This window comes from Microbacterium sp. SY138, from assembly GCF_039729145.1.
Classification (GTDB): domain Bacteria; phylum Actinomycetota; class Actinomycetes; order Actinomycetales; family Microbacteriaceae; genus Microbacterium; species Microbacterium maritypicum_A.
In genome coordinates this window covers 2,165,931-2,191,378 of sequence record NZ_CP155793.1, presented here as the reverse complement: position 1 = coordinate 2,191,378, position 25,448 = coordinate 2,165,931, and the positions used below count along the sequence as shown (strand labels likewise).

Sequence of the window (25,448 nt, the reverse complement as noted above, 5' to 3'; positions counted from 1 at the left end):
CACGTGGAATTCCTGCTCTATCTGGCCGGCATCCTCTTCATGCTGATCGGCCTCGGGCTCTCGATCGGCCTGCATGAGGTGGGCCATCTCGTCCCCGCGAAGCTCTTCGGCGTGCGTGTCGGCCAGTACATGATCGGCTTCGGGCCGCGGCTGTGGTCCCGGCGCATCGGCGAGACCGAGTACGGGTTCAAGCTGCTCCCTCTAGGGGGCTTCATCTCGATGTCGGGCATGTACCCGGCGTCGAAGAACTCGGGCCCGGCGTCCGGCGTGTTCCGCTCGTTGATCCAGGACGCGCGCAGCGCCAACGACGAGACCATCGCCGAGGGTGCCGAGGATCGCGTCTTCTATCGTCTTCCCGTGTGGAAGCGCGTCGTCGTCATGCTCGGCGGGCCGGTGATGAACCTTCTCCTCGCGACCGTGATCTTCACCGTGCTGCTGTCGGGCATCGGCCTGCAGCAGGGAACGACGACGATCGCGTCCGTCACCGAGTGCGTCGTTCCGGCCGGTTCGACGGCGACCGAGTGCACACCCGATGACCCGGCCTCACCCGCCGCGGAAGCCGGGATCAAGCCGGGCGATGTGATCCTGTCCATCGACGGACAGCCCGTGTCGACGTTCGCCGAGGCGACGGCGATCGTGCAGGCCGCGCCAGGCGAGACGCTGGACATGGTCGTGAGCCGCGACGGGGCGGAGCAGTCGCTGAGCATCACGCCGATCGCCGCGGAACGCTCGATCACGGATGCCAGCGGCCAGCCCGTCCTCGATGAGGCCGGAAAGCCTGTCGTGAAGGAGGTCGGCTACGTCGGCATGGGCGCCCAGATGGGCTACGTGCAGCAGCCCCTCACCGCCGGCCCCGAGATGGCGGCGGACAGCACGGCGCGTGTCGCATCCTTGATCGTCACGCTCCCCGTGCGTCTATGGGACGTCGGCGTCTCACTCGTCACCGGCGGAGAACGCGACCCGAACGGACCGCTGAGCGTCGTCGGCGTCGGACGCCTCGCAGGAGAGGCGGCCGCTACCGATGCGCCGATCCTCAACCGGTTCGCGTTCCTGCTCGGTCTGCTGGGGTCGCTGAACATCGCGCTGTTCGTGTTCAACCTCATCCCGTTGCTCCCGCTCGACGGCGGTCACATCGTCGTGGCACTGTGGGACGGCATCAAGCGCGCGTGGGCCAAGCTCTTCCGCCGGCCCCCTCCGGCGCCCGTCGACGCGACCAAGCTCGTGCCGCTGACGGTGGTCGTCGCTGTGCTCCTGATCGGGATGGGAGCGCTGCTCCTGGTCGCCGACCTCTTCAACCCGGTCAACCTTCTCGGCTGAGTTCGCAGGCCTCGCCGGACCGCGCGGGAGGCGAACGCGAGCAGGGATTCCTGCTCAGGCCAGCGCGTGGGAGACGAGACGTTCGAGCGTGCGGATCCCGTCGCGGGACAGGATCGACTCCAGGTGTCCCTGCACCGAAGCGAAGTGGTCTCCGCGGAGCGCGTACACGTCTCCCGAGTCGGGGTCCGCCGAGACGTCGGCGGCGCCGACGACCGTCGTGCCCGGTGCGACCCGCGCGGTGAAGGTGTTGTAGAAGCCGATCGATGCGGTCTCCCCGAAGACCGGGACGGGCTTCTGCAGGCCCTGGTGAGGGGCATCGAGCGGAGTCAGGGCGATGCCGAGCTTGTCGGCGAGGATCTGGTGGCTGAGGCACACCGCGAGCAGCGGCGCGTCGGAGTCCAGTCGGCGGGCGACGACATCGCGCATCCTCGCGATGCGGGCGTTCCGTGTATCCCGAGGGTCGCCGGGGCCCGGGCCGGCGACGACCAGATCGGCGGCGTCCAAGTCCGCGTCCCGCACGTCGGCCCAGGGAGCGATCGTGACGGCGAGCCCGAGATGACGCAGCTGGTGGGCCAGCATCGTCGTGAACCGGTCCTCCGCGTCCACGACGAGAGCGGAGCGGCCGGCGAACGGACCGGTGAAGTCCTCGCCCTGCGGGTTGAGCCAGAACTCGGCCAGGCGGGCGTTGCGCGATGACAGCAGCTCGGCGACGGTCGGGTCGTCGGCGAGGGCGCGCGCGTCGCCGGGCGCGTCGGCGTCGCTACGTGCCTCTGCCACCCGGTCGCGGTCGATCGCGCCGATGGCGCCCAGGACGCCGGCGGCCTTCCCGTGGGTCTCGGAGACCTCACCCATCGGATCGGAGTGTCGAACCAGCGTCGCGCCGACCGGAACGCTGAGGGTGCCGTCCTGGAGGTAGACGGTCCGGATGAGGATAGGCGCATCCAGGTCGTGCCCGCCGTCCGCATTCGGGGTGAACAGCGCGGCGACACCGGAGTAGTAGCCGCGGGGCTTCTGCTCGTGACGGCGGATCACCGCGCAGGCGTTCTGCATGGGCGAACCTGTCACCGTCGGAGCGAACATCGTCTCGCGCAGGATGTCGCGGGGATCGAGGGCGCTGCGACCACGGAGCATGTACTCGGTGTGCGTGAGTCGCGACATCTCCTTGAGGTGCGGGCCGGTGATGCGGCCGCCGTCGGAGCAGACGGCGCTCATCATCTTGAGTTCCTCGTCGACGACCATGAAGAGTTCCTCGGTCTCCTTGGTCGAGGCGAGGAAGTCGATCAGCGTCTCCTTCGTCGCCCCTCCCGCCGGATGACGGAAGGTCCCGGAGATCGGGTTCATCGTGACGACGCCCTCGCGGGCGACCACATGCGCCTCGGGGCTGGCCCCCACGGCGATGTGCCCAGGAGTGACGACAGCGAACGTCCAGTAGGCGCCGCGCTCGTGCGTGAGGAGAGCACGGAACCACGTGAGTGCCGCGGTGCGGTCCTCGACGTCGATGGTCGCGGTGAAGTCTCGACGGATGACGAAGTTCGCGCCCTCGCCGCGTCCGATCTCGTCGGCGATGACCGTCTCGACGATGGCCGCGTAGTCCGCGTCGGCGATGTCGAAGCCGTCGTCGTGGAGGGGGACGGGCGTGCTCGGGAGCGCGGGCAGAAGCTCGGCTGTCGGGAGGTGCAGGTGCTCGTCGACGATCACGCAGCGCAGCGGCGCCCCGTCGTCCTGGGCGACGAAGCCGCGTTCGCGCACCTGGCGATAGGGCACCATGGCGAACACCTCGCGCGGGGTGCCGTCGACCGAGAGGGGGATGTCGGCAAGCAGCTCGACGTCGACGACGTCCCCGCTGAGCAGCTCGACGGTGTCGGCGCCGTCGCGTGCGATGAGCACGAAGGATGCCGTGGGATCGGCGCTGAGCTCGGCGAGTCGTGAGAGGGTCATCGATGTCTCCTGTGCAGTGCTCCGGCTCGGCGCAACGAAAAGACCGCCCCGGAGGCGGTCTGAATTCGTGGGAACGCGAACACACCGCCTAGAAGGCGGGCCACCAGGTGAAGTTCGCGAGCATGGGGCCGAAACTACCACATCGCGAGCGAGGGCCACGGCGCGATGACATCACCAGATGCTGCCGCCGGCCTCCGTCGACTCGGCGTCGAGGGCGTGATCCACGATGAGGCGCAGGGCGCGCGCCAGTTGCGCGTCGGCGAGGTGCGGCCCGCCTGCAGGGACCGTGGTCGTCGACCACGGAAGGTGCACGAATCCGGCACGCGCATCCGGCCGGACCGCACCCACTGCCGTGTACAGCACGTGGTTGCACACGTAGGTTCCCGCAGAGAGCGACAGCTGCGCCGGCAGCCCTTCCGCGGTCAGAACCTGGAGCAGGCGCTTCACGGGGAGCGTCGAGAATCGCGCGGCGGGACCGCCGGCCTCGCTGGGAGCATCGACGGGCTGTTCGCCGTCGTTGTCGGGGATGCGGGCGTCGATCAGGTTGACACCGATGCGCTCGATCGCGACCCTGCTGCTCCCGGCGGCGAGCCCGGTGGCGATGACGACATCGGGGGAGTGCGCGGCGATCAGGGTCCGGAGCCGGTGAGCGGATGCCTCGAACGCGACCGGAAGTGTGGCCACCACGAGCTCGTGCGGACCGTCGTATGCGGCCGCGACCGCGTTCACGGCATCGGCAGACGGATTGCGGTCCGCCCCGTCGAAGGGGTCGAATCCGGTGAGGAGGACGACGGCCATGCCTCCAGCGTAGGTGCGGCTGTTCAGCCCACTTGCATCCAGGCGGCGTAGGCTTGGGGCGTGCCAGCAGTGAACCTCGGAATGCCGAAGATCCCCGAAGTCCTCGCCCCGCGCCGCAAGTCCCGGCAGATCAAGGTGGGCAAGGTGCTCGTGGGCGGCGACGCTCCGGTCAGCGTGCAGTCGATGACGACCACCAAGACGACCGACATCAACGGGACGCTGCAGCAGATCGCCGAGCTCACGGCTTCGGGCTGCGAGATCGTCCGCGTCGCGGTGCCGCATCAGGACGATGCCGATGCGTTGAAGATCATCGCGATGAAGAGCCAGATCCCCGTGATCGCCGACATCCACTTCCAGCCGCGCTACATCTACACGGCTATCGATGCCGGATGCGGGGCGGTGCGGGTGAATCCCGGCAACATCCGCGAGTTCGACGGCAACGTGGGCAAGATCGCCGAGGCCGCGAAGGCGGCGGGAGTCTCTCTGCGCATCGGCGTGAACGCCGGATCTCTGGATCGCCGCATCCTCAGCAAGTACGGCAAGGCGACGGCTGAGGCGCTGGTCGAGAGCGCCGTGTGGGAGGCGTCGCTGTTCGAGGAGCACGACTTCCACGACTTCAAGATCTCCGTCAAGCACAACGACCCCATCGTCATGGTCAAGGCGTATCGGCAGCTGGCCGAGCGGGGCGACTGGCCCCTTCACCTCGGTGTGACCGAGGCGGGGCCGGCGTTCCAGGGAACGATCAAGAGCGCCACCGCGTTCGGAATCCTCCTCGGCGAGGGCATCGGCGACACGATCCGCGTGTCGCTCTCGGCGCCGCCGGCCGAAGAGGTCAAGGTCGGACACCAGATCCTTCAGTCCCTCAACCTGCGCGAGCGCAAGCTCGAGATCGTCTCCTGCCCCTCATGCGGACGCGCTCAGGTCGACGTCTACACCCTGGCCGAGAACGTGACGGAGGGGCTCAAGGACATGACCGTTCCGCTGCGCGTCGCCGTGATGGGCTGCGTCGTCAACGGACCGGGCGAAGCGCGCGAGGCCGACCTCGGCGTGGCTTCGGGTAACGGCAAGGGGCAGATCTTCGTGAAGGGCGAGGTCATCAAGACCGTGCCGGAGGCCGACATCGTCGCCACCCTGATCGAAGAGGCCAACCGGATCGCCGCTGAGATGGGACCTGAGGCCCCGCTCGGCACGGCCCAGGTCGTCACGGCCTGAGCTCGGAGGAGCGCGAGATGTCGGATGTCACCCTGCCCACGCCTGTCCAGGTGATGGTCGATGCGATCAACGCGGCCGATACCGATGCGTTCGTCGATGCCTTCACCCCGGATGGGCATGTCAGCGATTGGGGCACGGTCAAGGCCGGCCCTGATGGGGTGCGCGAATGGGCAGGCAGCGACGCGATCGGCGCCGGAGCGAGGATGACCGTGCTCTCCGCCGAGACCGACGGCGACACGACCCGCATCCGCTTCGGATGGGCGAGCCGGGTCTTCAACGGAGAATCCGACGGCATCTTCGTCGTCGAGGGCGACAAGCTCGCCAGCTTCACCATCCCGCCGTCCCACTGACCTTTCGTACCGGGTCCGCCCCGCTCTCACGACGGCCCGACGGCCGCGAACACTGTCGAGATCACCGACGAATCCGAGGAGAACCATGTCGACGCCCACCACTGTGACCTTCTCGGACGGGACCATCGCCGGAGATGGCATCGTCACACGTGTGGAGAGCTTCGCCGATGGAGCGGTCGTCGTCGTCGACGCGACGCCCTTCCATCCGGTCGACCACACCTGGCCGGATCAGCCGGGCGACAGCGGAACCATCACGGCCGCCGGCGTCACGGTCACGGTGACCGAGGCTCTCATGGCCGCGATCTCTGACGAGGGCGAGTTCGCCGTGGGCCGCGAGATCCCGGTCAAGCGCGGTGCGGAGGGCTGGACGTGGCTGGTCGGGCATCGCATCGAGGGTGTCGTGCCGGCATCACTCGTTGAGGGAGCACCGGTGGCGCTCGCGGTCGACGGTGCCCGTCGCGCGGGACTCAGCCGCGGCCACACGGCATGTCATGTCGCTTCACTGGCGCTTGACCTGGCCCTCGTCGATCTCTGGCGGAAGGACCCGGGGGAGGACGCTCTCGGGAACCCCGACTTCGAGGGTCGCGCCAACCAGTCCAGTCGTATCCACGAGGACGGGGCCGTCGACGAATACCGGCTCGGCAAGAGTCTGCGCAGGGCAGGCTTCGACACCGAGACGTTCGCTGCGACTCTCCCCGACCGCGAGGCGCAGGTGAACGACCGACTGGCCGCTTGGATCGCCTCGGGCGCTTCCAGCAGCATCGAGACCGAGGGGCCGACGATCGTCGACCGGCGTCGCTGGCACTGCTCCCTCCCAGAGGGCGAAGCCGTGATCCTCTGCGGGGGAACCCATGCCGACTCCCTCGCCGCGTTCGGATCGATCACGGTGTCGCTCGATCTCAGCGATCCCCAGCTCCTCGTCATGACGACCACGGCTGTCCCCGCCCCCTGACCTCAGCGCACGAACCCGGCCTGCAGCCGTCCGCCCGCTCGATCGAGCTCCTCCTCGACGCGGTCCGCGAAGGCTGCGAAGTCTCCGGCGAGCAGCGGCGCACTCAGCCGCTCGGTGCGCTCCTCGCTCAGAGCGCGCAATCGACGGGGGAGCCACTTCCCGGTGGCGATCCAGCGGCGGTCGCCTAGCAGCATCAGCTCCGCGATCCGCTCGAAGAGCACGTCGGCGACCACGCGTCGCCGATGAGCAGAAGGTCAGATCGCGAACTCGACCTCGCCCTTCGCGATGTCCGCACGCACGATGCGGAGTCGCACGATATCACCCGGCTTCGCACCCGGCCGTAGCGGTGCAGTCGCTGTCACGGCGGGATCGGCGATCTGCACGGCCGCGCGTTCACCGCGCAGCTCGATCACGGTCGCCTCGATCGTCGTGCCGACCAGGGGCGTGAGCAGCGCGGCCTCGACACTGTTGATCGTCGCCGCGTTGAGGCGCGATGCACGCTGGCCGGATTCCTGCATGAGGGCGGGGAGCTCGCCGAGCGATGCGCGCGCCCATTCGGGGGCGGGCTCGCCGTTCGCGGCGGCGAGGCAGATCGCCAGTGCCCACCGGTCGACGAGTCGGCGCAGCGGAGCGGTCGCGTGGGCATAGGGCGCGGCGATGGCGGCCTGCACGGCGGCGCCCGGCGCTTCGCCGTCGAACACCAGGTACCCTGCTCCGCGGAACAGCGACGACGCGGCCTCCAGCACGGGGAGCGTCATCGGGTCGGCGCGGTCGAGCCCGCGAAGGTAGTAGCCGTATGCACCGGCCGTCCACGGGCGCCCGAGGGCCTCGGTCTGATGCCGGAAGGTCTCGAAAGCGGCCGCATCCGGCTCCGGCATCGTCCGGAGGATGCCGACTCCGGCGTCGAGCATGAGGGAAGCTGCGGCCATCCCGGTCATGAGCGAGAGCTGGGCGTTCCACTCCTCCACGGGAAGTGGGCGGCGTCGTTCGATCGCATAGGTGCCGTCTTCTGCACGCACGACCTCTTCGTCGGGCAGATTCAGGCTCGCTCCTCCTCTCAGGCGCTCCCGCTCCATGCGCAAGGCTCCGATCTCCGGGAGCAGTGCCGCCGGGCCGTCCTCGCCGCGGTCGATCGCCAGCTGCGTCGTCGCGTAGTCGAGCTGTGCGCGCGAACGGATCAGCGCGCGTTCCAGGCGGAAGTCGGAGACGACACCGCTGGAGTCGAGGGCGAAGGTCCACACCAGCGCCGGTCGGTCGACGTCGGCGAGCAGCGAGGCTCGATCCTCGCTCAGCACGCGCGGATGCAGCGGGATCGAACCATCCGCGGCATACAGTGTCTGTCCGCGACGCCGTGCCTCGGCATCCACCGCTCCGCCCGGTGCGACGAACCCCGGGACGTCGGCGATCGCGTAGCGAACGGTGTATCCGGTCCCCGCGCGCTCGAGGTGGAAGGCCTGATCGAGGTCGCGAGACCCTTCAGGGTCCAGCGTTGCGAAGGGGACGTCGCGAAGGTCGATCTGTGGCACGGGGGCGGTGGATGCCTCGGCCTCGGCGATGACCTCGTCGGGGAAGTCGAGGGGAGCATCGACAGATTCCCGCAGCCCGGCGAGTGCCGAGGCCAGCTCGGTCTGCGCAGCGGACGGGGCGACGTGTGATCGGCGCTGGGGCATGGCTCCACCCTAGGCGTGGCGATCAGGCGGAGCGGAATGAACCGGCCCCGTGGACGTCATCCCGCGTTAGCGTGGAGTCATGACCACTGCAGCCAAGGCCCAGACCCTTGTCGGACTCTATGACGCACCGGAGATCCTTCGCGTCGTGAATGTGTGGGACGTCGTCTCCGCGCGGGCGGTCGCCGCCCTCCCCGAGACCCAGGCGATCGCCACCGCCGGACACGGCATCGCGGCGTCGTTCGGCTATGACGACGGCGCCACGCCGCGCGAGATCATGATCGACATGGTGGGTCGCATCGCGGCCGCCGTCCATGTGCCCGTGACCGCCGATCTCGACGACGGATACGGCGACGCGGGGGAGACCACCCGCCTCGCCATCGGGGCAGGCGTCGTCGGCGCGAACGTCGAGGACCGACTCAAGCCGCTCGACGAGTCCGTCGCCTCCGTCGAGGCGATCGTGAAGGCGGCGGAGGCCGAGGGCGTCCCGTTCGCCCTCAATGCGCGCACGGACGCCTTCGTCCGCGCCGGCGGTCGGCCCGTGCAGGAGAGCATCGCCGATGCCATCCAGCGTGGGCGGGCTTACCTCGACGCCGGAGCGACCGCGGTGTTCGTGCCCGGCATCCTCGACATGAACGTCACGCGTCAGCTCGTCGAGGGCATCGGCGAGCGCAAGATCAGCGTCATCGGGATTCCGGGTGCCCTCGCGGCCTCGGAGTACGAGAAGCTCGGTGTCGCGCGCATCTCCTACGGTCCGCTCCCGCAGCGGGTCGCGCTGACGGCGCTGCAGGAGCTGGCGGCCGACCTGTACGCCGGCGGCGTCGTACCCGCGAACCTTCCGGCGCTCAACTGACGTCGTCGAAGACGAGTGACCACGGCTCACTAGACTTGCTCCGTGGTCACTCGTCTTTCGAACTTCTTCCTCCGCACGCTCCGTGAAGACCCTGCAGGCGCAGAGGTCGCCAGCCACCGGCTGCTGATCCGGGCCGGGTACATCCGCCCGCAGGCCGCCGGCATCTTCGCGTGGCTGCCACTGGGTCTCCGCGTCAAGTCGAAGATCGAGACCGTCGTCCGCGAGGAGATGGCCGCCGCAGGCGCACAGGAGGTGCACTTCCCGGCGCTCATGCCCCGTGAGTCCTATGAGGCCACCGGCCGCTGGGACGAGTACGGCGACCTGCTTTTCCGTCTGCAGGATCGCAAGGGCGGCGACTATCTGCTCGCGCCCACCCACGAAGAGGCCTTCACTCTGCTCGTGAAGGACCTGTACTCCTCGTACAAGGATTTGCCGCTCACGATCTACCAGATCCAGGACAAGTACCGCGACGAGGCGCGCCCGCGGGCGGGCCTGCTCCGTGGACGCGAGTTCACGATGAAGGACGCGTACTCGTTCGACTCTTCTGATGAGGGGCTGGACGCCAGCTACCAGGCGCAGCGCGACGCGTACGAGCGCATCTTCCAGCGTCTCGGTCTCGAGTACGTCATCGTCCAGGCCGATGCGGGGGCGATGGGCGGATCCCGCAGCGAGGAGTTCCTGCACCCGACTCCGGTCGGCGAAGACACCTTCGTCCGCAGCGCCGGCGGCTATGCAGCGAACGTCGAGGCGTTCACCACCGCGGTGCCCGAGGCGATCGCGTACGACGCCGACGAGTCCCCGGTGATCTTCGACTCTCCCGACACACCGACCATCGAGACGCTGGTCGCGCATGTCAACCGAGAGCTCGAGGGCGAGTACACCGCAGGCGACACGCTCAAGAATGTCGTGCTCGCGCTGACCCACCTCGACGGCACCCGCGAACTCGTGATCGTCGGCATCCCCGGCGACCGTGAGGTCGACGAGAAGCGCGCCGAGGTCGCCTTCGCGCCTGCCGAGGTCGAGACCGCCACAGCGGACGACTTCGAGAACAACCCGCTGCTCGTGAAGGGCTACATCGGCCCCTGGTCGCCCACCGGTGCGGTGCTCGGCGAGGAGTCGGCCACGGGCATCCGGTATCTTGTCGACCCGCGCGTCAGCGAGGGCACCAGCTGGATCACCGGCGCGAACATCGACGAGAAGCACGCGCACTCCGTCGTGGCCGGGCGCGACTTCGCCGCGGACGGCATCGTCGAGATCGCGAACGTGCGCGCCGGGGACCCGGCTCCCGACGGCTCGGGCCCGGTGGAGCTCGCGCGCGGCATGGAGATCGGACACGTCTTCCAGCTGGGCCGGAAGTACGCCGAGGCTCTGGGGCTGAAGGTGCTGAACGAGAACGGCAAGCTCGTCACCGTCACGATGGGCTCGTACGGCATCGGCGTGACCCGTATCCTCGCGATCATCGCCGAGCTCAACAATGACGACAAGGGCCTCATCTGGCCGGCGTCGGTCGCACCGTTCGACGTGCAGGTCGTCGCGGCAGGTCGTGATCAGGTCGCATTCGAGGTGGCGGAAGGTATCTCCGCGCAGCTCGAGGCCGCCGGTCTCGATGTGCTGTACGACGACCGCCCCAAGGTGTCGCCCGGTGTGAAGTTCGGCGATGCCGAGCTCGTCGGAGTGCCGAAGATCGTCATCGTCGGCCGCGGGGCCACCGACGGCCAGGTCGAGCTGTGGGATCGCGCCACGGGGGACCGTGACGCGATCTCCGTCGACGAGGTCGTCGAGCGCCTCACCGTGGCACGCTGAGATCCACGGCCGCGTCGTCAGCAGACGATGCGGCCGTGGTTCATGATGTCGTCGTCCGGCGTATCGCGGGTGACGAGGGACTTGAGCGCTCCGGCAGCGAGGGCGAGTTTTCCCTTCGACGGCTCCCAGAACTCCGTGACCTTCGGAGTCACCTTGAGGAGAGCGATGCCCGGGGTGTCGAGGCCGTCGGCGAACCAGATCTCCAGCGACGCCGAGTAGAGCTCTTCCATCTTCGCGCGGTCGTGCACGACCTCTGCCGTTCCCGCGACGGACACGTAGCGCATCCCCTTCGCATCGCAATAGGCGAGGCCGACATCGCGGTGCTTGCGCGCCTCATCGACCTTCTCGGTGTCTTCGGCCGTGAAGAACCAGATGTCGCCGGCGTCGTCCATCTGCCGGGTCGACATCGGCCGACTCACGAGGTTGCCGTCGTCGTCGGTGGTGGTGAGCATCGTGATGTCGATGTCCTCCACGAGCTCGACGACGCGGGCGAGGGCTTCGGGTCCTGTGATCTCGGTCATGATGTCAGCGTGCCGCCTGCGGGCGTCGTGGTCACGGGCATTGACACCGTGGCGGTGTCGTGACAGGGAGGCGACGGCGTCTCGCGGCGACACCCCGGCGTTGCGGCCCGTCGTCGCACTGCCGCATGACACCCTGGTGACATGATCGACGCACCCCTCCCCGAAGCCCTCAGCTCCGAGATCAACGCCGTCCTCGACGATGCGGGAGTGCATACCGACCGCAGGCTCGTGATGCGGATGCTGCGCACCGCGATCCTGCTCGGCGAGGACGGCGCCGATCGGCTCGACCTGAAGATCGCCTCGGCGGCGTTGGCCGAGATGCGTGACGCGTTCCGCCTGTTCGCGCCGTTCCGGGGAGTCCCCAAGGTGACGGTGTTCGGGTCGGCCCGAACCCGGCAGGACGATCCGCTCTACCTCACCGCCCGCGACGTCGCCGCCGCACTGGCCGGCGACGGCTGGATGGTCGTCACGGGAGCCGGCCCCGGCATCATGCAGGCGGCTTCCGAGGGCGCGGGCCCCGCGCTCTCCCTGGGGGTCTCCATCCGCCTGCCCTTCGAGGAGAAGCCCAACGGCTTCGTCGCGGGCCAGGACCACGTGGTCGCGATGAAGTACTTCTTCACCCGCAAGCTCATGCTCATCAAGGAATCGCTCGGATTCATCTGCCTCCCTGGCGGCTTCGGCACGCTCGACGAGATGTTCGAGCTGCTCACGCTGCAGCAGACGGGGAAGGCGGAGCCGACGCCCATCGTGCTCCTCGACGAGCCGGGCGGCACCTTCTGGCAGGGGCTGCGGAGCTTCATCGACGACCACCTCGCCCCGACCGGCGTCATCTCGGAGGGCGACTTCGACCGCGTCGTCATCACCGATTCGGTCGACGCGGCCCGGGCGGAGATCACCGGGTTCTGGCACAACTACGACTCGCTGCGATGGGTCGGCGACGCGCTGGTGCTGCGTCTGCGGGCCGAGCCGACGGATGCCGAGATCGAGACGCTCAACGAGCAGTTCGCCTCGATGCTCTCGTCGGGACGGATCGAGCGGACGACGCCGCGGCCGCCGGAGGTGGCCGACGACGACAACCTCGACCTGCCGCGTCTGATCCTGCACCTGGATCAGCGCCAGGTGGGCAACCTGTTCCGGCTGATCGGTGCGATCAACGCACTTCCGTCTGCTCCCGCGCGGTGATACGGGCGGCGAAGTCCGCGAGGTCGACCGGCCGATCGAGGATGCGCTCCGCGGCCCTGTGCCCGGAGTAGAACGCCGCGCCGACCGTCGCCGGCTCGTCACCCCAGGTGGCCTCGCCGGCGAAATGCAGAACGCCGTCGACGGGTCCCGCCAGCGCGTCATGATCGTGATGCGTCGAGCCCAGCGCGAGGTGCGAGTAGGAGCCGTTCGAGAACTCGTCCTCACCCCAGCGGGTGACCCAGTGAGCGAGTGGCTCGCCGACGGCGTCCCCGTAGAGGAGACGCAGCGCGCTGACCGCGTCGGCGACGATCTCGTCGTCCGGACGGTTCTGCATCCGGCGGCCGAACGGCCCGGCGGCAAAGGTCAGCAGGGTGGGGATGCCGCTGACGGCGGAGACGTCGTACCAGGAATGCCAGTGCTCGCCCGCCTCGCCGAGCGCGCGGATCACATAGCTCTCCTCGTTCCAGAACCGCTCGGGGAATTGGACGAACACCTTGTTGAAGACGCCCATCCCCAGCCGTGAGACGGGACCGGCGACCGCATCCGGTAAAGCCGGTTCGAAGGTGATCGTCCCGGCTTTGAGCACGCCGAGCGGCACGGTGACGATCGCCCGGTCTGCGCGGTACTCGGTGCCGCCCGCGTGCACGACGACTCCGTCCGCCGAGCGGGTCACCCGGGTCACGACGGTCTTCAGCCGCACGTCGAGGCCGGCCCCGATGCGCCGCGGCAGCTCGTCGTACCCGCGAGGGAAGATCACCTCGTCTCCGTAGATCGCATCCTCGTCGAGACCGTGCGCGTCGAGGTCGCCGATCCACGCGCCGCACTGCTCCTCGACCCGATGGCGGAAGAACTCGCGGATGTCGTCGATGCGCTCGGGCGACAGCCCCGACCGGTCGAGAGCGCGTTCGGTGACATCGAGATAGGTGTCGCCGGAGGAGGACGCGGCGATCTCCTCGACGAGAAGACGGTCGGCGAGTTCGACGTCGGCGACCCATCGCGAGGTGGCTGCCTCGTCCATGGGACGACCCGTGCCATCGAAGTTCTCGATCGGTCGACCACCCACCTGGAAGCTGCCCACCGTGTACTCGATCGCCGGGATCCTGAGCGCGTGGACGAGGCTCCACAGCGGCGAGTCCTCGATGCCGTGGATCCACGATGCACCGAGATCGACGGAGAATCCGGCACTTCGGTCGGTGTGCATCCGGCCCCCGATGCGGTCACGTCCTTCGAGGACGACGACACTCCGGCCCGCGTCGGCGAGCATGCGGGCGCTCGTGAGCCCCGACATCCCCGCGCCGATCACGATCGTGTCGAATGTGCTCACGTGCTCCTCCTCGAGCGGCTCCGGATCCCGACACCGCCGCCGCCGTGCGAGGGCCGGTGGGCACAGGGTATCGTGGTACGGATGTCGCGCGTGCGAACAGGCGCGACGAGAGCTGAATAGAGAGGCCGTCATGGACATCGAACTGAGTCTGCTGCGAGGGATCGAGAAGGAGAAGGCGATCCCCTTCGATGAGCTCGTCGCGATCATCGAACAGGCGATCCTGACCGCGTACTCCAAGCACGTCTCCGCCGACGGCGTCACTCCCGAGGGCGTCCGCGTGGATCTCGACCGCAAGACCGGCCACGTCGCCGTGCTGCAGGTCGTCAAGGACGAAGAGGGCGCGATCATCGGCGAGGAAGACGCCACGCCGGACGACTTCGGGCGTATCGCGGCGTTCGCGGCCAAGCAGGTCATCAGCCAGCGTCTGCGCGACATCGCGGACGACGTCGTGCTCGGTGACTTCAAGGACAAAGAGGGCGACATCGTCGCCGGTGTGATCCAGCAGGGCCCGAACCCCCGCATGATCCACGTCGATCTCGGAGCCGTCGAGGCGATCCTGCCGCCGGAGGAGCAGGTTCCCGGCGAGGAGTACACGCACGGCTCGCGTCTGCGCGTGTATGTCACCAGTGTCGCCAAGGGTCTCAAGGGGCCGCAGATCACGGTCTCGCGCACGCACCCCGGCCTGGTCCGCAAGCTCTTCGCCCTCGAAGTGCCCGAGATCGCTGCCGGTCTGGTCGAGATCGTCGCCCTGGCCCGCGAGGCCGGTCACCGCACGAAGATCGCGGTGAAGGCGAACGACCCGTCGATCAACGCCAAGGGTGCCTGCATCGGCGAGCTCGGGCGTCGCGTGCGCGCCGTGACCGAGGAACTCGCGGGCGAGAAGATCGACATCGTCGACTACGACGCCGATCTGCCGACCTTCGTGGCGCACGCGCTCTCACCGGCCAAGGTGACGAGCTCTTTCGTGCTCGACGCCAGCACCAAGGCCGTCCGTGCCCTGGTGCCCGATTACCAGCTGTCGCTGGCGATCGGTAAGGAAGGTCAGAACGCTCGTCTGGCCGCCAAGCTCACCGGCGCGAAGATCGACATCCAGCCGGACAGCGTCCTCGACTGACACGGCTTCGGCCTTCCGCCGCGCCCGGGAGCGGGCGAGGTGGGGTGAAACGCAGGTGTAAGATGGAACCCGTACGAACGTGCGTCGGTTGTCGCACGCGTGCTCCCCGCTCCGCCCTTCTCCGGGTGGTGGCCCAGAACGACACCCTCATCCCCGATGAGCGTGCTGTCCTGCCGGGGCGTGGCGCGTGGGTGCATCCGACAGCTGAATGCATGGCGGCCGCTCTGCGGCGGCGAGCTTTCGGACGGGCACTGCGTGTGACCACTCAGCTGGACACACGGACCTTCGAACAGCACCCACCAAGAAACAAAGGCTGAACAGCTATGGAAACAAAGTGAACGGCTCGAAATGAGACCCGTCCGCGACTAGTGGTCTGCCCTGTCTGGGTGGACCGACTCAGACAGGAGAATTGTGGCTGGTAAACCACGCGTACACGAGATCGCCGCCGAACTCGGCGTCGACAGCAAGATCGCACTTGCGAAGCTCAAGGAGCTCGGCGAGTTCGTGAAGAGCCCGTCCTCGACCATCGAACCGCCCGTTGCGCGCAAGCTGCGCGCGGCGATCGAGGCCGATGGCTCGCTCAAGGGCTCCGCTGACGCCGCTCCCGCGGCGAAGCCCGCGGCTGCGAAGCCTGCAGCTGCGAAGCCCGGTGCCAAGCCGGCACCGACCCCGGGCCCCAAGCCCGGTCCGAAGCCTGCCCCGGAAGCTCCGGCCCCCGCACCCGCTGCGCCGGCTCCCGCCCCTGCCCCCGCGGCAGAGGCTCCCGCCGCATCCGATGCGGCGAAGCCGGCCGAGAGCGGCGCGCCGACTCCCGGTGCTCCGCGTCCGGGTAACAACCCCTTCTCGTCGGCGCAGGGCATGGGCCAGCGTCCGGCCGGTCCGCGTCCGGGTAACAACCCGTTCGCGTCGGCTCAGGGCATGGGCCAGCGTCCGACGCCGGGCAACATCCCGCGTCCGCAGGCTCCGCGTCCCGGCGCACCCCGTCCGGGTGCCCCTCGTCCCGGCTCGCCTCGTCCCGGTGCACCGCGCGGTGGCCAGGGCGGTCGTCCCGGTGCTCCGTTCCAGCAGCGTCCCGGCGGCCCCGGTCGTCCCGGCGGTGCCGGCGGACCCGGCGGTGCCGGCGGTCCTGGAGCACGCCCCGGCGGCGGCGGTTTCGCCGGTCGTCCCGGTGGCGGTGGCGGTCGCGGCCGTGGTCCCGGCGGTGGTACCGCAGGTGCCTTCGGCAAGGGCGGCGGCAAGAGCAAGCAGCGCAAGTCGCGGCGGGCGAAGCGGCAAGAGTTCGAGATGCGGAGTGCTCCGGTCGTCGGTGGCGTCAACGTCACCCGCGGTAACGGAGAGATCATCCGCATGCGCCGCGGCGCATCGATCGCGGACTTCGCCGACAAGATCGAGACGCTGACCGGCTACACGGTCCAGCCCGGAACCCTCGTCACCATCCTCTTCAACCTGGGTGAGATGGCCACGGCCACCGAGTCCCTCGATGAGGCGACGTTCGAGGTCCTGGGTGCTGAGCTCGGCTACAAGATCCAGATGGTCTCGCCCGAGGACGAGGACAAGGAGCTCCTCGAGGGCTTCGGCCTCGACCTGGAGGCCGAGCTGGAGGCCGAGAGCGAAGACGACCTCGAGATCCGTCCGCCGGTGGTCACCGTCATGGGTCACGTCGACCACGGTAAGACGCGACTGCTCGACGCGATCCGTCAGACCAATGTGATCGAGGGTGAAGCCGGTGGCATCACCCAGCACATCGGTGCCTACCAGGTGTGGACCGAGCACGAGGGCATCGAGCGCGCCATCACGTTCATCGACACCCCGGGTCACGAGGCGTTCACCGCCATGCGTGCTCGTGGTGCGCAGGTCACCGACCTCGCGATCCTCGTGGTCGCGGCCGACGACGGCATCATGCCGCAGACGGTCGAGGCGCTGAACCACGCCCAGGCGGCGAACGTGCCGATCGTGGTCGCGGTGAACAAGGTCGACAAGCCCGACGCCAACCCTTCGAAGGTGCGTCAGCAGCTGACCGAGTACGGGCTGGTCGCCGAGGAGTTCGGTGGAGACGTCATGTTCGTCGACGTCTCGGCTCGTGCGGGCACCGGCATCCAGGAACTCCTGGACGCCGTGCTGCTCACCGCCGACGCCGGTCTCGACCTGACCGCCAACCCGAACAAGGCCGCTCGTGGTGTCGCCATCGAGGCGAAGCTCGACAAGGGCCGCGGTTCGGTCGCCACGGTGCTCATCCAGTCCGGAACGCTCCGGATCGGTGATGCGATCGTCGCGGGCACGGCGTACGGCCGTGTGCGTGCGATGGCGGACGAGAACGGCGAGCAGGTCCTCGAGGCCTTCCCGTCGCGTCCGGTACAGGTGCAGGGTCTGAACTCCGTGCCGCGTGCCGGCGACGTCTTCATCGTCACCGAGGAAGACCGCATGGCCCGCCAGATCGCTGAGAAGCGTGAAGCGGTCGAGCGCAACGCCCAGCTGGCCAAGGCCCGCAAGCGCATCTCGCTCGAGGACTTCACCCGTGCGCTCGAAGAGGGCAAGGTCGAGTCGCTCAACCTCATCATCAAGGGTGACGTCTCCGGTGCCGTCGAGGCACTTGAGGAGTCGCTCCTCAAGATCGAGGTCGACGACTCGGTGCAGCTGCGCATCATCCACCGCGGTGTGGGTGCCATCACCGAGTCCGACGTGAACCTGGCGACGATCGACAACGCGATCATCGTGGGCTTCAACGTCCGTCCCGACACGAAGGCGCGTGAGCGTGCCGCCCGTGAAGGCGTGGACATCCGTTTCTACTCCGTCATCTACAACGCGATCGACGAGATCGAGAGCTCGCTCAAGGGCATGCTCAAGCCGGAGTACGAAGAGGTCCAGTCGGGTGTCGCCGAGATCCGCGAGGTGTTCCGCTCCTCGAAGTTCGGCAACATCGCCGGTGTCATCGTGCGGTCGGGAACGATCACGCGAAACGCCAAGGCTCGCGTCATCCGCGACGGTGTCGTGCTGGCCGATGGTCTCGCCATCGAGTCGCTGCGTCGCTTCAAGGACGATGTCACCGAGGTCCGCACGGACTACGAGGCCGGTATCGGCCTCGGCAAGTACAACGACATCCAGATCGGCGATGAGATCGAGACGACCGAGCTCGTCGAGAAGCCTCGCGGCTGATCACTTCGAAACACCTTCGGGCGTCTCCCTCTCCTGCTCCTTCCGAGCACGGAGACGGGGGACGCCCTGAGGGTTCCTGGACAGGGAGAGAATAATGGCAGGCGAAAGACAGGCCCGTCTCGCGGATCGGATCCGCGTGATCCTCGCCGAACGGCTGGAGAAGGGGCTGCGAGACCCGCGCCTCGGCTTCGTCACCATCACGGATGTCCGCGTGAGCGGAGACCTTCAGCATGCATCGGTGTTCTACACGGTGCTGGGGACCGAGGAGGAGCGCATCTCCAGTGGTGCGGCGCTCACCTCGGCGACCGGAATGCTGCGTAGCGAGGTCGGACGGCAGCTGAGCACTCGACTGGTTCCGACGCTCGAGTTCATCCCCGACGCGCTTCCGGAGAACGCCGACCACATCGGGGCGCTGCTCCGTGAGGCGCAGCAGCGTGATGCCGACGTCGCCAAGCTCGCCTCGTCGGCATCCCATGCCGGTGACGCGGACCCCTACCGTACGGACGACGACGCGGAGTGAGCGCCGTTTGATACGCTCGGCTTCGCGGGACCGGCTCCCGCGAAGCTGAGGGGGAACGGCATCGAGGGTACGGGCACGTCTGGGGGGCCGTTCATCGCGCCCGCCGCCGTCGGTCTCCTCCTGGAAGAACTGCTCGCGCAGGATCTCGGCTGTGCTCCACATGTGCTCGCCCGGTTGGCCGGCGATCTGGATGCCGACGCTGCCACGATCCGCGCGGTCGTCGAGCGGTTGACTCCGCACCAACGCCATGGGCTCCGACCGTTGCCGTCGCCGTTGCCCCTGGTCGCGGCGATCTCACGCAGGTTCGAGGGACTGCTGCTCGACGAGCGGGATCGTCAGCTCCTCCTCGCGCTCGCGGTCTGCTTGGACGATTCGTTGGGTCCGCTCCTGGAGTTCGACGGGCGCACGGCGACCGAGATCGCCGCTGCCGCCGTCGGCGATCACGTGACCCTGCACGCCGGCCGCGTGCGTTTCGTCGACGCCCGACTCTCGATCTGGGTGCGGGCGACGACCTGCACTGCCGGGACCGCGCTGGTCCATGAGCGTCTGAGTGCGGTCTTCCTCGATCGTGGTGACCCGATGAGCGCGGACTGGCACCGGGCTCGGGCATCTCTCGAGGGCGACCCGTCGACCGCACGGGAGCTCACCCTCATCGCGCGGCAGCTGAGCGAAGCCGGACATCCGGAGCGTGCACTGATGCTGGCGCGTGAGGCGGCAGAACATGCAGTCGGCGAGGATCAGGACGAGGCGCGGCTCGTGGCCGGGGCGTCGGCGGTCGGTGCCGGGTTCGCGGTGGAGGCCGCCGCCTGGTTGGGGACGCTGTATCCGCACAGCGGTGAACGACACAGGTGGGCGGGGCTCGGGGCTCTGATCGTGGCGCAGACCTTCGTGCAGGGGGCTGTTCCCGGGATCGATCCGACCACCGTGCGGCCGGGATCCGCCGACGAGAGCGATTGGCGTCATTGGACCAGAGCAGCCGCTCTCGCCGCCATCCTCTGCGCCGAGCGAGGAGACCGGCGGGGGATGCGCCTGTGGCTCGATGCCCTCCGCGACGGTGCCGTGCGGATCGGTGCCGAGCAGGAGCTGAGGGATCCGGTCGTCGCGCTGGGGTGGCTCATGGCCGGAGATCGCGATGCCGACATGGTGACGGAGTCGAGCTCGGTGAGCGGGGGGATGCTCCGAACTCTGCGCGCCGCGGTCGAGGGAGACATCGATCTGGGGCTGCGTCTGCTCGTCGTCGATGAATCGACGCCGTCCGGCGGTTCTGATCCTTTCGTGCCGGGCTACGAGCACAGCCCGGTCGTCCATGCGTATCGGTCGGTCGTCGAGGTCCTCCTGCTCGCGTGGCGAGGTGACATCGGTATCGCGCGGGACAGGCTGATCCAGGCGGCGCTCACCCTTCCCATCGCGCTGCCCCTCGCCGGGCTCGGAGTCGTCCTCGCCCGACGCCTCGATCTGGCGGTGCACGGCGAACTCGGCCCGTTCGCCCGGTCGCTCACGCTCACCCTTCCGCCTGGCGCGAAGATGGATCTGCTCGTGGACCGTGGTGTCCGGTCCTTCCTCACCGGCTCCTTCGACGATGCCGCAGCCACGGTCCGGCTCTGGTCCGATCTCGGCGCCCCGCAGACGACGATGACCGTGCCGGGTCTGGACGAGCTTGCCTCGCCTTCTCCCGGTGTCCCGTTGGCGGCCGCGTCTCTCGAGCCTCCGGAGATCGCGCTGGCGCAGCAGCTGCGGACACGCATCGCGACGGCGGCGGACGGGCGATGGCGTGCGGACGGCGACGAGGTCGCGGAGATCGCGCGAACGTTGCGTTCGCCGTTCGAGCGGGCGCGCGTGGAGATGATGCTCGGAAGCCGGCATGCGATCCGCGACGATCACTCGGCCGCGAGGATCCATCTGCAGTATGCCGAACGACTGTTCGAGCTCTCCGGCGCGACGGCATGGGCGAAGTCGGTGCGCGGGAGGCTGGACCGACTCGAGGCCAGAGAGGGGAGCATCGTCCCGGCGATGGGCCTGCTCTCGGCATGCCGTGCCGCCTGGTCGCTCCGGCTCACCGCCCGGGAGCTGGAAGTGGCGATGCGCGCGGTCCGAGGTGCAGCGAACCGTGAGATCGGCGAGGAGCTGAACGTTTCGGTCCGCACCGTGGAAGTCCACCTCGGCCGGATCTTCACCAAGCTCGACGTGCGGAGCCGCGTCGAGCTGACGGTACTTGCACATCGCACGGATCAACACGTCTGAGTCGTCATCGTCCGTGATCCGCCGTCGCGCGCGGCGCCGTCAGCGGGGCAGGAACAGGGTGGCCCCGTCGGCTTCGGCGAGCCCGTCGGCGATCAGCGAGTCGATCGCTCGTTCGCGCTGTCCGGTGTCGGGCCAATCCGGGAGGACGGCATCGAGCGGGACGGCCTCCGGATCCCGGCTCCGCAGCAGGCGCAGCACCGCGCCGCGTGCTTGCCGATCGGACCCTTCATAGGCGGCCTGGCGTCGGCGTCCGTCTCCCGTGTCCGGCCTGCCCGCTGCCAGCCATGCGCAACTCCCGGCGAGAGGGCAGAGCGGGCACCGGGGTGCCCGTGACGTGCAGACCGTGGCGCCGAGCTCCATCGCCGCCGCGTTGAACACGGCCGCCTCCGCGACATCCTCCGGCAGCAACGATGACATCAGGTCGAGGTCTCGGCGAGATGCCGCTCCCGGCTGCGCCCGCCCCTCGACGGCACGGGCGAGAACGCGCCGAGTGTTCGTATCGACCACGGGGTGCCGGTCGCCATAGGCGAACACGGCCACGGCGCGGGCGGTGTAGTCGCCGATGCCGGAGAGGGCCAGCAGCGCGTCCACGTCACGCGGAACGACTCCGCCATGACGATCCGTGATCTCGACGGCAGCGCGGTGCAGCCAGAGCGCGCGTCGGGGATACCCCAGGTTCGCCCATTGCTGCACGACCTCCGCCGTCGACGCCATCGCCATCGTGGCAGGGGTCGGCCACCGATCCAGCCATGCCTCGAGATGCGGAATGACCCTCGTCACCGGGGTCTGCTGCAGCATGAATTCGCTCACGAGAACGCCCCAGGCGCCGAATTCGTTATGAAACGCAGACCGACGCCACGGCAGGTCGCGCGCTGTGGATCGATACCATGCGGACAGGCGCGATCTCATCTCGGGACGGGCCTGTATATCGGGCATCCATCCAGCCTACGTGAGCTGCGAGACGAGCCCGGGACCGGAGACAGGGGCATCCATGATCAACACACGTACGAGCGCGCTCATCTTCGTGACGGCCTTGGCCGTCACGAGCCTGGTCGGGTGCACGGGAACGTCGGCACCCGCTTCGACGCCCAGCGGCGGATCCACGCCGAGCGGAACGACGTCGACCCCACCGACGCCGACACCGACAGCGGAGCCTCGGATCGAGGATCCGGCTGACCCCGGAACCTGGATCATCCACGAGGCGGGCGTCGGACCGATCGACGTCGGGGGCGACTTCACCTCGACGCTTGCCGGCCTCACCGGCTCCTGGACCAACGACACCGCGAACTGTTCGTGGTCGGCGTGGTGGATGGCAGCCGACTCCGCCTACGGTATCTCCTTCGTCCGCGGGACGGAGAGCGAGACGGCGCCCATCCGCGAGATCTCCGTCTACTCCGCGGCCGAGACTCCCGCCGTGGTCCCTGGACCGGTGACGGAGGACGGCCTCGGTATCGGAGCGACCAAGGCCGAGGTGCTCGCTGCGTATCCTGACGCGCAGGAGGGGGTGTCGACGATGGGGAGCGACACCTGGCTCATGCTTCCGAGCGCGACCGACGCCCACGTCTTCTTCGCGTTCCGCGAGAACAGCGACACCGCATGGGACGTCACGGTGACGACCGGCGCCGAACCCTCGTACGAGGTCTGCGGCTGACCCCCGGGCCGGTGCACGGCGTCGCTCTCGGTAGGCTGGGGGGATGGTCTCGCCCGGCATCCTTCTCGTCGACAAGCCCGCAGGGCTGACCAGCCACGACGTCGTCGCCCGCACGCGACGAGCGTTCGGCACCCGCAAGGTGGGGCACGCCGGAACGCTCGACCCGATGGCGACCGGTCTGCTGGTCATCGGCATCGAGGGAGCGACCAGGCTCCTGACGTACGTCGTGGGGGCTGACAAGACCTACGCGGCGACGATCCGGCTCGGACAGACGACGGGCACGGACGATGCGGACGGCGAGATCCTCACGACGGCGGCTCCCGAGGCATGGGAGTCCGTCAGCGATGAAGCGGTCTCCGCCGGAATCGCGAGGCTCACGGGCGAGATCTCCCAGGTCCCCAGCGCTGTCTCCGCCATCAAGGTGGACGGTCGCCGCGCGTACGAGCGTGTGCGTGCCGGTGAAGAGGTCGTGCTCGCAGCGCGCGACGTGGTCGTCTCGCGGTTCGATCTGCTCGGCCGTCGCGAGGGCGACGGGTACATCGATCTCGACGTCGTGGTCGACTGTTCATCCGGAACGTACATCCGTTCGCTCGCCCGCGACCTCGGCTCCGCTCTCGGCGTCGGCGGTCACCTCACCGCGCTGCGACGTACTCGTGTCGGGCCGTTCGATGTGACGGATGCCGTCGGCATCGAAGCGCTCGAGGGTGCACCGACCCTGACCCCCGGTGAGGCTGCAGGACGCCTTCTCCCGGTCCTTGCGATGTCGGTCGATGACGCGCGGGACCTCCGCCACGGCAAGCGTCTCGCAGGGCAGGCCGTCCGTCTCGAGAGCCGCCTCGGCGCAGCGATCGACGAGGACGGGGTTCTGATCGGGATCGTCGAGAGGCGCGGCGCAGACCTCAAGAGCGCCATGAACATGCCGGAGGGCGACCGATGATCCTGTGGTTCACGATCGCGCAGATCGTCGTCGCGGTCGCCGCGGGCGTGTTCTGTCTCGTCGCGGGGCTGATCGGCAGGCGACCGAGTGACTTCAGCGTCGGTGCTCTGGCCCTCGTCGAGGCGCTGCTCGTCGTCCAGGTGATCGTCGCCATCATCGCGCCCTTCTCAGGAAACCCGCCGACCGGAGACCTGCTCGAGTACTGGGTCTACCTGGTCTCCGCCGTGCTCCTGCCCGTCGGCGCGGTGCTGTGGGCGCTCATGGAACGCAGCCGCTGGAGCACCGTGATCCTGGGCGTCGCCGCACTCGCGATCGCGATCATGCTCTGGCGGATGCAGGTCATCTGGGCCGTCCAGCTCGCGTGAGGCGAGAGGCTTGCGCGGAGACCGGCCGTCTTCCGCGGCTCTAGGATGGAATGCGCTATGAGCTCCACCGCCCCCTCCTCTCGGATGACCGGAATCGGTCGTGTCCTCGTGATCGTCTACGCCGTCATGGCGCTGGCCGCCACGGGACGCAGCTTCGTGCAGATCGTCCGTCGGTTCGACGAGGCGCCGCTCGCGTACTCGCTCTCCGCACTCGCCGCGCTCGTCTACATCCTGGCCACGCTTGCCCTCGTCCTGGCTCGTCGTCGCGGCTGGTACACCGTCGCCTGGATCGCGATCGTCTTCGAGCTCACCGGCGTGCTCGTCGTCGGGTTGCTGAGCATTCTGCTGCCCGAGCTGTTCCAGCATGAGACCGTGTGGTCGCTGTTCGGGCGGGGCTATCTGTTCATCCCGCTGGTCCTCCCGATCTTCGGCATCTGGTGGCTGCGCACGCATCGCCCCGCCGAAGTCGCGCGCCCTGTCGAGGTCGACGCGTGATCATCTTCCGAAGCCCGGATGAGGTGCCGGACGACTTCGGCCCGAGCGCGGTCGCCATCGGCAAGTTCGATGGGGTCCACGCCGGCCACCGCGCTGTGATCGCGCGCCTCGAGGAGGCGGCTGCTGCCACCGAGAGCCGATCGGTCGCGGTCACGTTCGATCGCAACCCGTTGGCCGTCATCCGCCCGGATCGCTGCCCCGAGAACGTCGTCACGGTCGACCGCAAGCTCGAGCTCCTCGGTGAGCTCGGGCTCGACGCGACGCTGGTGCTCACGTTCGACGAGGAACTCGCGGCCCGCAGCGCGGAGGATTTCGTCGTCGACATCCTCGTGGGAGCCCTCCAGGTGTCGACGGTCCTGGTCGGGCAGGACTTCCGGTTCGGGAACAGGGGAGCGGGGACGCCGGAGCTGCTGCGCGAACTCGGACCCCGCTACGGCTTCTCGGTCGAGGTCGTCGACGACGTCTACCTTCCGGGTTCTTCGCGGCGCGTGTCGTCGAGCTGGATCCGCGAACTGTTGATGGAGGGCGATGTCGCGACAGCCGCGACCGTTCTCGGGCGGTACCCGGATGTGCGCGGCGAGGTCGTGCACGGGCTCAAGCGCGGGCGGGAGCTGGGCTTCCCCACCGCGAATCTCTCGACCATCGTCGATGCCTTCGTTCCGGCGGACGGCGTCTATGCCGGGTGGCTCGTCGACCACGACACCGGCATCCGGCACCCTTCGGCCATCTCGGTCGGGACCAACCCCACGTTCGACGATGTCCTCGTGCGCCAGGTCGAGGCCCACGTGCTGGGCGAGACCGGCCTCGACCTCTACGGGCACGACGTCACGGTCGAGTTCGTCGACCGACTGCGGGGCATGGTGGCCTTCGAGGGCATCGACAAGCTGATGGAGCAGATGGGTGCCGACGTGAACGATGCCGCACGGGCCCTCGGACTGACGTCGTAGCGCGCGACCCGTTCGGCGGTTCGAATGGGCGGCTCGGCGTGGGCGATCGCGTCCACGCGGGCACGATGACATAGAATGGACATCGGCTCCCGCCGAACTTCGCGAATC

General features: G+C 68.7%; 24 protein-coding genes. 17 read left to right on the top strand and 7 right to left on the bottom strand.

Going from position 1 to position 25,448, the window contains the following annotated elements; genetic code table 11:
* The first annotated feature begins 3 nt into the window (after positions 1-3).
* On the top strand, positions 4-1,317 hold the full coding sequence (locus ABDC25_RS10430; RefSeq protein WP_021199389.1) for a M50 family metallopeptidase: 1,314 nt from the start codon (positions 4-6) through the stop codon (positions 1,315-1,317).
* Between the two features lie 54 nt (positions 1,318-1,371).
* Here ABDC25_RS10430 and ABDC25_RS10425 read toward each other — a convergent pair whose 3' ends face one another.
* Both ABDC25_RS10425 and ABDC25_RS10420 read right to left on the bottom strand, forming a co-directional pair.
* A complete protein-coding gene (locus ABDC25_RS10425; RefSeq protein ID WP_347122865.1) occupies positions 1,372-3,255 on the bottom strand; it encodes a chorismate-binding protein in 1,884 nt (627 codons plus the stop codon).
* A 171-nt stretch (positions 3,256-3,426) separates the two neighbouring features.
* Complete coding sequence (locus ABDC25_RS10420) at positions 3,427-4,053, bottom strand: pyroglutamyl-peptidase I (RefSeq protein ID WP_347122863.1); 627 nt, start codon at positions 4,051-4,053, stop codon at positions 3,427-3,429.
* A gap of 81 nt (positions 4,054-4,134) precedes the next feature.
* Here ABDC25_RS10420 and ispG point away from each other — a divergent pair, with 81 nt between their 5' ends.
* The 3 genes from ispG (at position 4,135) to ABDC25_RS10405 (ending at position 6,567) form a co-directional block, all read left to right on the top strand.
* Positions 4,135-5,265, top strand: coding sequence for a flavodoxin-dependent (E)-4-hydroxy-3-methylbut-2-enyl-diphosphate synthase (ispG, locus tag ABDC25_RS10415; RefSeq protein ID WP_021199392.1), 1,131 nt, complete (start codon positions 4,135-4,137; stop codon positions 5,263-5,265).
* A 17-nt stretch (positions 5,266-5,282) separates the two neighbouring features.
* On the top strand, positions 5,283-5,615 hold the full coding sequence (locus ABDC25_RS10410) for a nuclear transport factor 2 family protein (protein ID WP_136023690.1): 333 nt from the start codon (positions 5,283-5,285) through the stop codon (positions 5,613-5,615).
* Positions 5,616-5,700: 85 nt separating this feature from the next.
* Positions 5,701-6,567, top strand: coding sequence for a hypothetical protein (locus ABDC25_RS10405; protein ID WP_021199394.1), 867 nt, complete (start codon positions 5,701-5,703; stop codon positions 6,565-6,567).
* A 2-nt stretch (positions 6,568-6,569) separates the two neighbouring features.
* Here ABDC25_RS10405 and ABDC25_RS10400 read toward each other — a convergent pair whose 3' ends face one another.
* Together ABDC25_RS10400 and ABDC25_RS10395 are read right to left on the bottom strand one after the other, a co-directional pair.
* Positions 6,570-6,800: a hypothetical protein gene (locus ABDC25_RS10400; protein WP_021199395.1), complete on the bottom strand. Its 231-nt coding sequence runs from the start codon at positions 6,798-6,800 to the stop codon at positions 6,570-6,572.
* 21 nt (positions 6,801-6,821) lie between these two features.
* Complete coding sequence (locus ABDC25_RS10395) at positions 6,822-8,237, bottom strand: RNB domain-containing ribonuclease (protein WP_347122860.1); 1,416 nt, start codon at positions 8,235-8,237, stop codon at positions 6,822-6,824.
* A gap of 79 nt (positions 8,238-8,316) precedes the next feature.
* Between ABDC25_RS10395 and ABDC25_RS10390 the strand changes: the two genes are divergently transcribed.
* Both ABDC25_RS10390 and ABDC25_RS10385 read left to right on the top strand, forming a co-directional pair.
* Positions 8,317-9,087 (top strand): isocitrate lyase/phosphoenolpyruvate mutase family protein, encoded by a 771-nt coding sequence (locus tag ABDC25_RS10390; protein ID WP_021199397.1) that lies wholly within the window; start codon positions 8,317-8,319, stop codon positions 9,085-9,087.
* A 42-nt stretch (positions 9,088-9,129) separates the two neighbouring features.
* Complete coding sequence (locus ABDC25_RS10385; protein ID WP_029258181.1) at positions 9,130-10,890, top strand: proline--tRNA ligase; 1,761 nt, start codon at positions 9,130-9,132, stop codon at positions 10,888-10,890.
* Between the two features lie 17 nt (positions 10,891-10,907).
* Here the strand turns inward: ABDC25_RS10385 and ABDC25_RS10380 are convergent, their stop codons facing one another.
* A complete protein-coding gene (locus ABDC25_RS10380) occupies positions 10,908-11,411 on the bottom strand; it encodes a pyridoxamine 5'-phosphate oxidase family protein (RefSeq protein ID WP_029258182.1) in 504 nt (167 codons plus the stop codon).
* Positions 11,412-11,552: 141 nt separating this feature from the next.
* Here ABDC25_RS10380 and ABDC25_RS10375 point away from each other — a divergent pair, with 141 nt between their 5' ends.
* On the top strand, positions 11,553-12,593 hold the full coding sequence (locus tag ABDC25_RS10375) for a TIGR00730 family Rossman fold protein (RefSeq protein ID WP_021199400.1): 1,041 nt from the start codon (positions 11,553-11,555) through the stop codon (positions 12,591-12,593).
* Here ABDC25_RS10375 and ABDC25_RS10370 read toward each other — a convergent pair.
* Positions 12,562-13,917 (bottom strand): NAD(P)/FAD-dependent oxidoreductase, encoded by a 1,356-nt coding sequence (locus tag ABDC25_RS10370; protein ID WP_347122857.1) that lies wholly within the window; start codon positions 13,915-13,917, stop codon positions 12,562-12,564. The genes ABDC25_RS10375 and ABDC25_RS10370 overlap by 32 nt on opposite strands.
* Positions 13,918-14,047: 130 nt before the next feature.
* On the opposite strand from ABDC25_RS10370, the gene nusA reads away from it, so the two are divergent.
* The 5 genes from nusA to ABDC25_RS10345 all read left to right on the top strand — a co-directional run bounded on the left by nusA (position 14,048) and on the right by ABDC25_RS10345 (position 20,945).
* Positions 14,048-15,031 (top strand): transcription termination factor NusA, encoded by a 984-nt coding sequence (gene nusA, locus ABDC25_RS10365; RefSeq protein WP_021199402.1) that lies wholly within the window; start codon positions 14,048-14,050, stop codon positions 15,029-15,031.
* 62 nt (positions 15,032-15,093) lie between these two features.
* Positions 15,094-15,348 (top strand): YlxR family protein, encoded by a 255-nt coding sequence (locus tag ABDC25_RS10360; protein ID WP_081859620.1) that lies wholly within the window; start codon positions 15,094-15,096, stop codon positions 15,346-15,348.
* Between the two features lie 94 nt (positions 15,349-15,442).
* The gene (infB, locus tag ABDC25_RS10355) at positions 15,443-18,184 is read left to right on the top strand and encodes a translation initiation factor IF-2 (protein WP_021199403.1); all 2,742 of its coding nucleotides are present in this window, start codon (positions 15,443-15,445) and stop codon (positions 18,182-18,184) included.
* 94 nt (positions 18,185-18,278) lie between these two features.
* Positions 18,279-18,704 carry a 30S ribosome-binding factor RbfA gene (rbfA, locus tag ABDC25_RS10350; RefSeq protein ID WP_021199404.1) on the top strand — a complete coding sequence of 142 codons (426 nt, stop codon included), beginning with the start codon at positions 18,279-18,281 and terminating at the stop codon, positions 18,702-18,704.
* Positions 18,705-18,866: 162 nt separating this feature from the next.
* Entirely contained in the window at positions 18,867-20,945 is a 2,079-nt protein-coding gene (locus tag ABDC25_RS10345; protein ID WP_347122854.1) for a helix-turn-helix transcriptional regulator, read from the top strand.
* 39 nt (positions 20,946-20,984) lie between these two features.
* Here ABDC25_RS10345 and ABDC25_RS10340 read toward each other — a convergent pair whose 3' ends face one another.
* Entirely contained in the window at positions 20,985-21,881 is an 897-nt protein-coding gene (locus ABDC25_RS10340; RefSeq protein ID WP_347122852.1) for an A/G-specific adenine glycosylase, read from the bottom strand.
* 55 nt (positions 21,882-21,936) lie between these two features.
* Between ABDC25_RS10340 and ABDC25_RS10335 the strand changes: the two genes are divergently transcribed.
* From ABDC25_RS10335 to ABDC25_RS10315, 5 genes are read left to right on the top strand one after another with little or no spacing between them, the layout of a single operon-like run.
* Entirely contained in the window at positions 21,937-22,596 is a 660-nt protein-coding gene (locus tag ABDC25_RS10335; protein WP_152525873.1) for a hypothetical protein, read from the top strand.
* 43 nt (positions 22,597-22,639) lie between these two features.
* Positions 22,640-23,533: a tRNA pseudouridine(55) synthase TruB gene (gene truB / locus ABDC25_RS10330; protein WP_021199409.1), complete on the top strand. Its 894-nt coding sequence runs from the start codon at positions 22,640-22,642 to the stop codon at positions 23,531-23,533.
* Positions 23,530-23,898, top strand: coding sequence for a hypothetical protein (locus ABDC25_RS10325; RefSeq protein WP_021199410.1), 369 nt, complete (start codon positions 23,530-23,532; stop codon positions 23,896-23,898). The genes truB and ABDC25_RS10325 overlap by 4 nt, the downstream gene beginning before the upstream one ends.
* Before the next feature lie 57 nt (positions 23,899-23,955).
* On the top strand, positions 23,956-24,393 hold the full coding sequence (locus tag ABDC25_RS10320; protein WP_231479831.1) for a hypothetical protein: 438 nt from the start codon (positions 23,956-23,958) through the stop codon (positions 24,391-24,393).
* A complete protein-coding gene (locus tag ABDC25_RS10315) occupies positions 24,390-25,340 on the top strand; it encodes a bifunctional riboflavin kinase/FAD synthetase (RefSeq protein WP_021199412.1) in 951 nt (316 codons plus the stop codon). Before ABDC25_RS10320 ends, ABDC25_RS10315 begins: the two co-directional genes overlap by 4 nt.
* The last annotated feature ends 108 nt before the right edge of the window (positions 25,341-25,448 follow it).

Coding starts and splice junctions, on each gene's coding strand:
- ABDC25_RS10425 (WP_347122865.1), bottom strand. CDS start 3,255: ATGACCCTCTCACGACTCGCCGAGCTCAGCGCCGATCCCACGGCATCC.
- ABDC25_RS10420 (WP_347122863.1), bottom strand. CDS start 4,053: ATGGCCGTCGTCCTCCTCACCGGATTCGACCCCTTCGACGGGGCGGAC.
- ispG (WP_021199392.1), top strand. CDS start 4,135: ATGCCGAAGATCCCCGAAGTCCTCGCCCCGCGCCGCAAGTCCCGGCAG.
- ABDC25_RS10410 (WP_136023690.1), top strand. CDS start 5,283: ATGTCGGATGTCACCCTGCCCACGCCTGTCCAGGTGATGGTCGATGCG.
- ABDC25_RS10405 (WP_021199394.1), top strand. CDS start 5,701: ATGTCGACGCCCACCACTGTGACCTTCTCGGACGGGACCATCGCCGGA.
- ABDC25_RS10395 (WP_347122860.1), bottom strand. CDS start 8,237: ATGCCCCAGCGCCGATCACACGTCGCCCCGTCCGCTGCGCAGACCGAG.
- ABDC25_RS10390 (WP_021199397.1), top strand. CDS start 8,317: ATGACCACTGCAGCCAAGGCCCAGACCCTTGTCGGACTCTATGACGCA.
- ABDC25_RS10380 (WP_029258182.1), bottom strand. CDS start 11,411: ATGACCGAGATCACAGGACCCGAAGCCCTCGCCCGCGTCGTCGAGCTC.
- ABDC25_RS10375 (WP_021199400.1), top strand. CDS start 11,553: ATGATCGACGCACCCCTCCCCGAAGCCCTCAGCTCCGAGATCAACGCC.
- nusA (WP_021199402.1), top strand. CDS start 14,048: ATGGACATCGAACTGAGTCTGCTGCGAGGGATCGAGAAGGAGAAGGCG.
- ABDC25_RS10360 (WP_081859620.1), top strand. CDS start 15,094: ATGGAACCCGTACGAACGTGCGTCGGTTGTCGCACGCGTGCTCCCCGC.
- rbfA (WP_021199404.1), top strand. CDS start 18,279: ATGGCAGGCGAAAGACAGGCCCGTCTCGCGGATCGGATCCGCGTGATC.
- ABDC25_RS10340 (WP_347122852.1), bottom strand. CDS start 21,881: ATGCCCGATATACAGGCCCGTCCCGAGATGAGATCGCGCCTGTCCGCA.
- ABDC25_RS10335 (WP_152525873.1), top strand. CDS start 21,937: ATGATCAACACACGTACGAGCGCGCTCATCTTCGTGACGGCCTTGGCC.
- truB (WP_021199409.1), top strand. CDS start 22,640: ATGGTCTCGCCCGGCATCCTTCTCGTCGACAAGCCCGCAGGGCTGACC.
- ABDC25_RS10325 (WP_021199410.1), top strand. CDS start 23,530: ATGATCCTGTGGTTCACGATCGCGCAGATCGTCGTCGCGGTCGCCGCG.
- ABDC25_RS10320 (WP_231479831.1), top strand. CDS start 23,956: ATGAGCTCCACCGCCCCCTCCTCTCGGATGACCGGAATCGGTCGTGTC.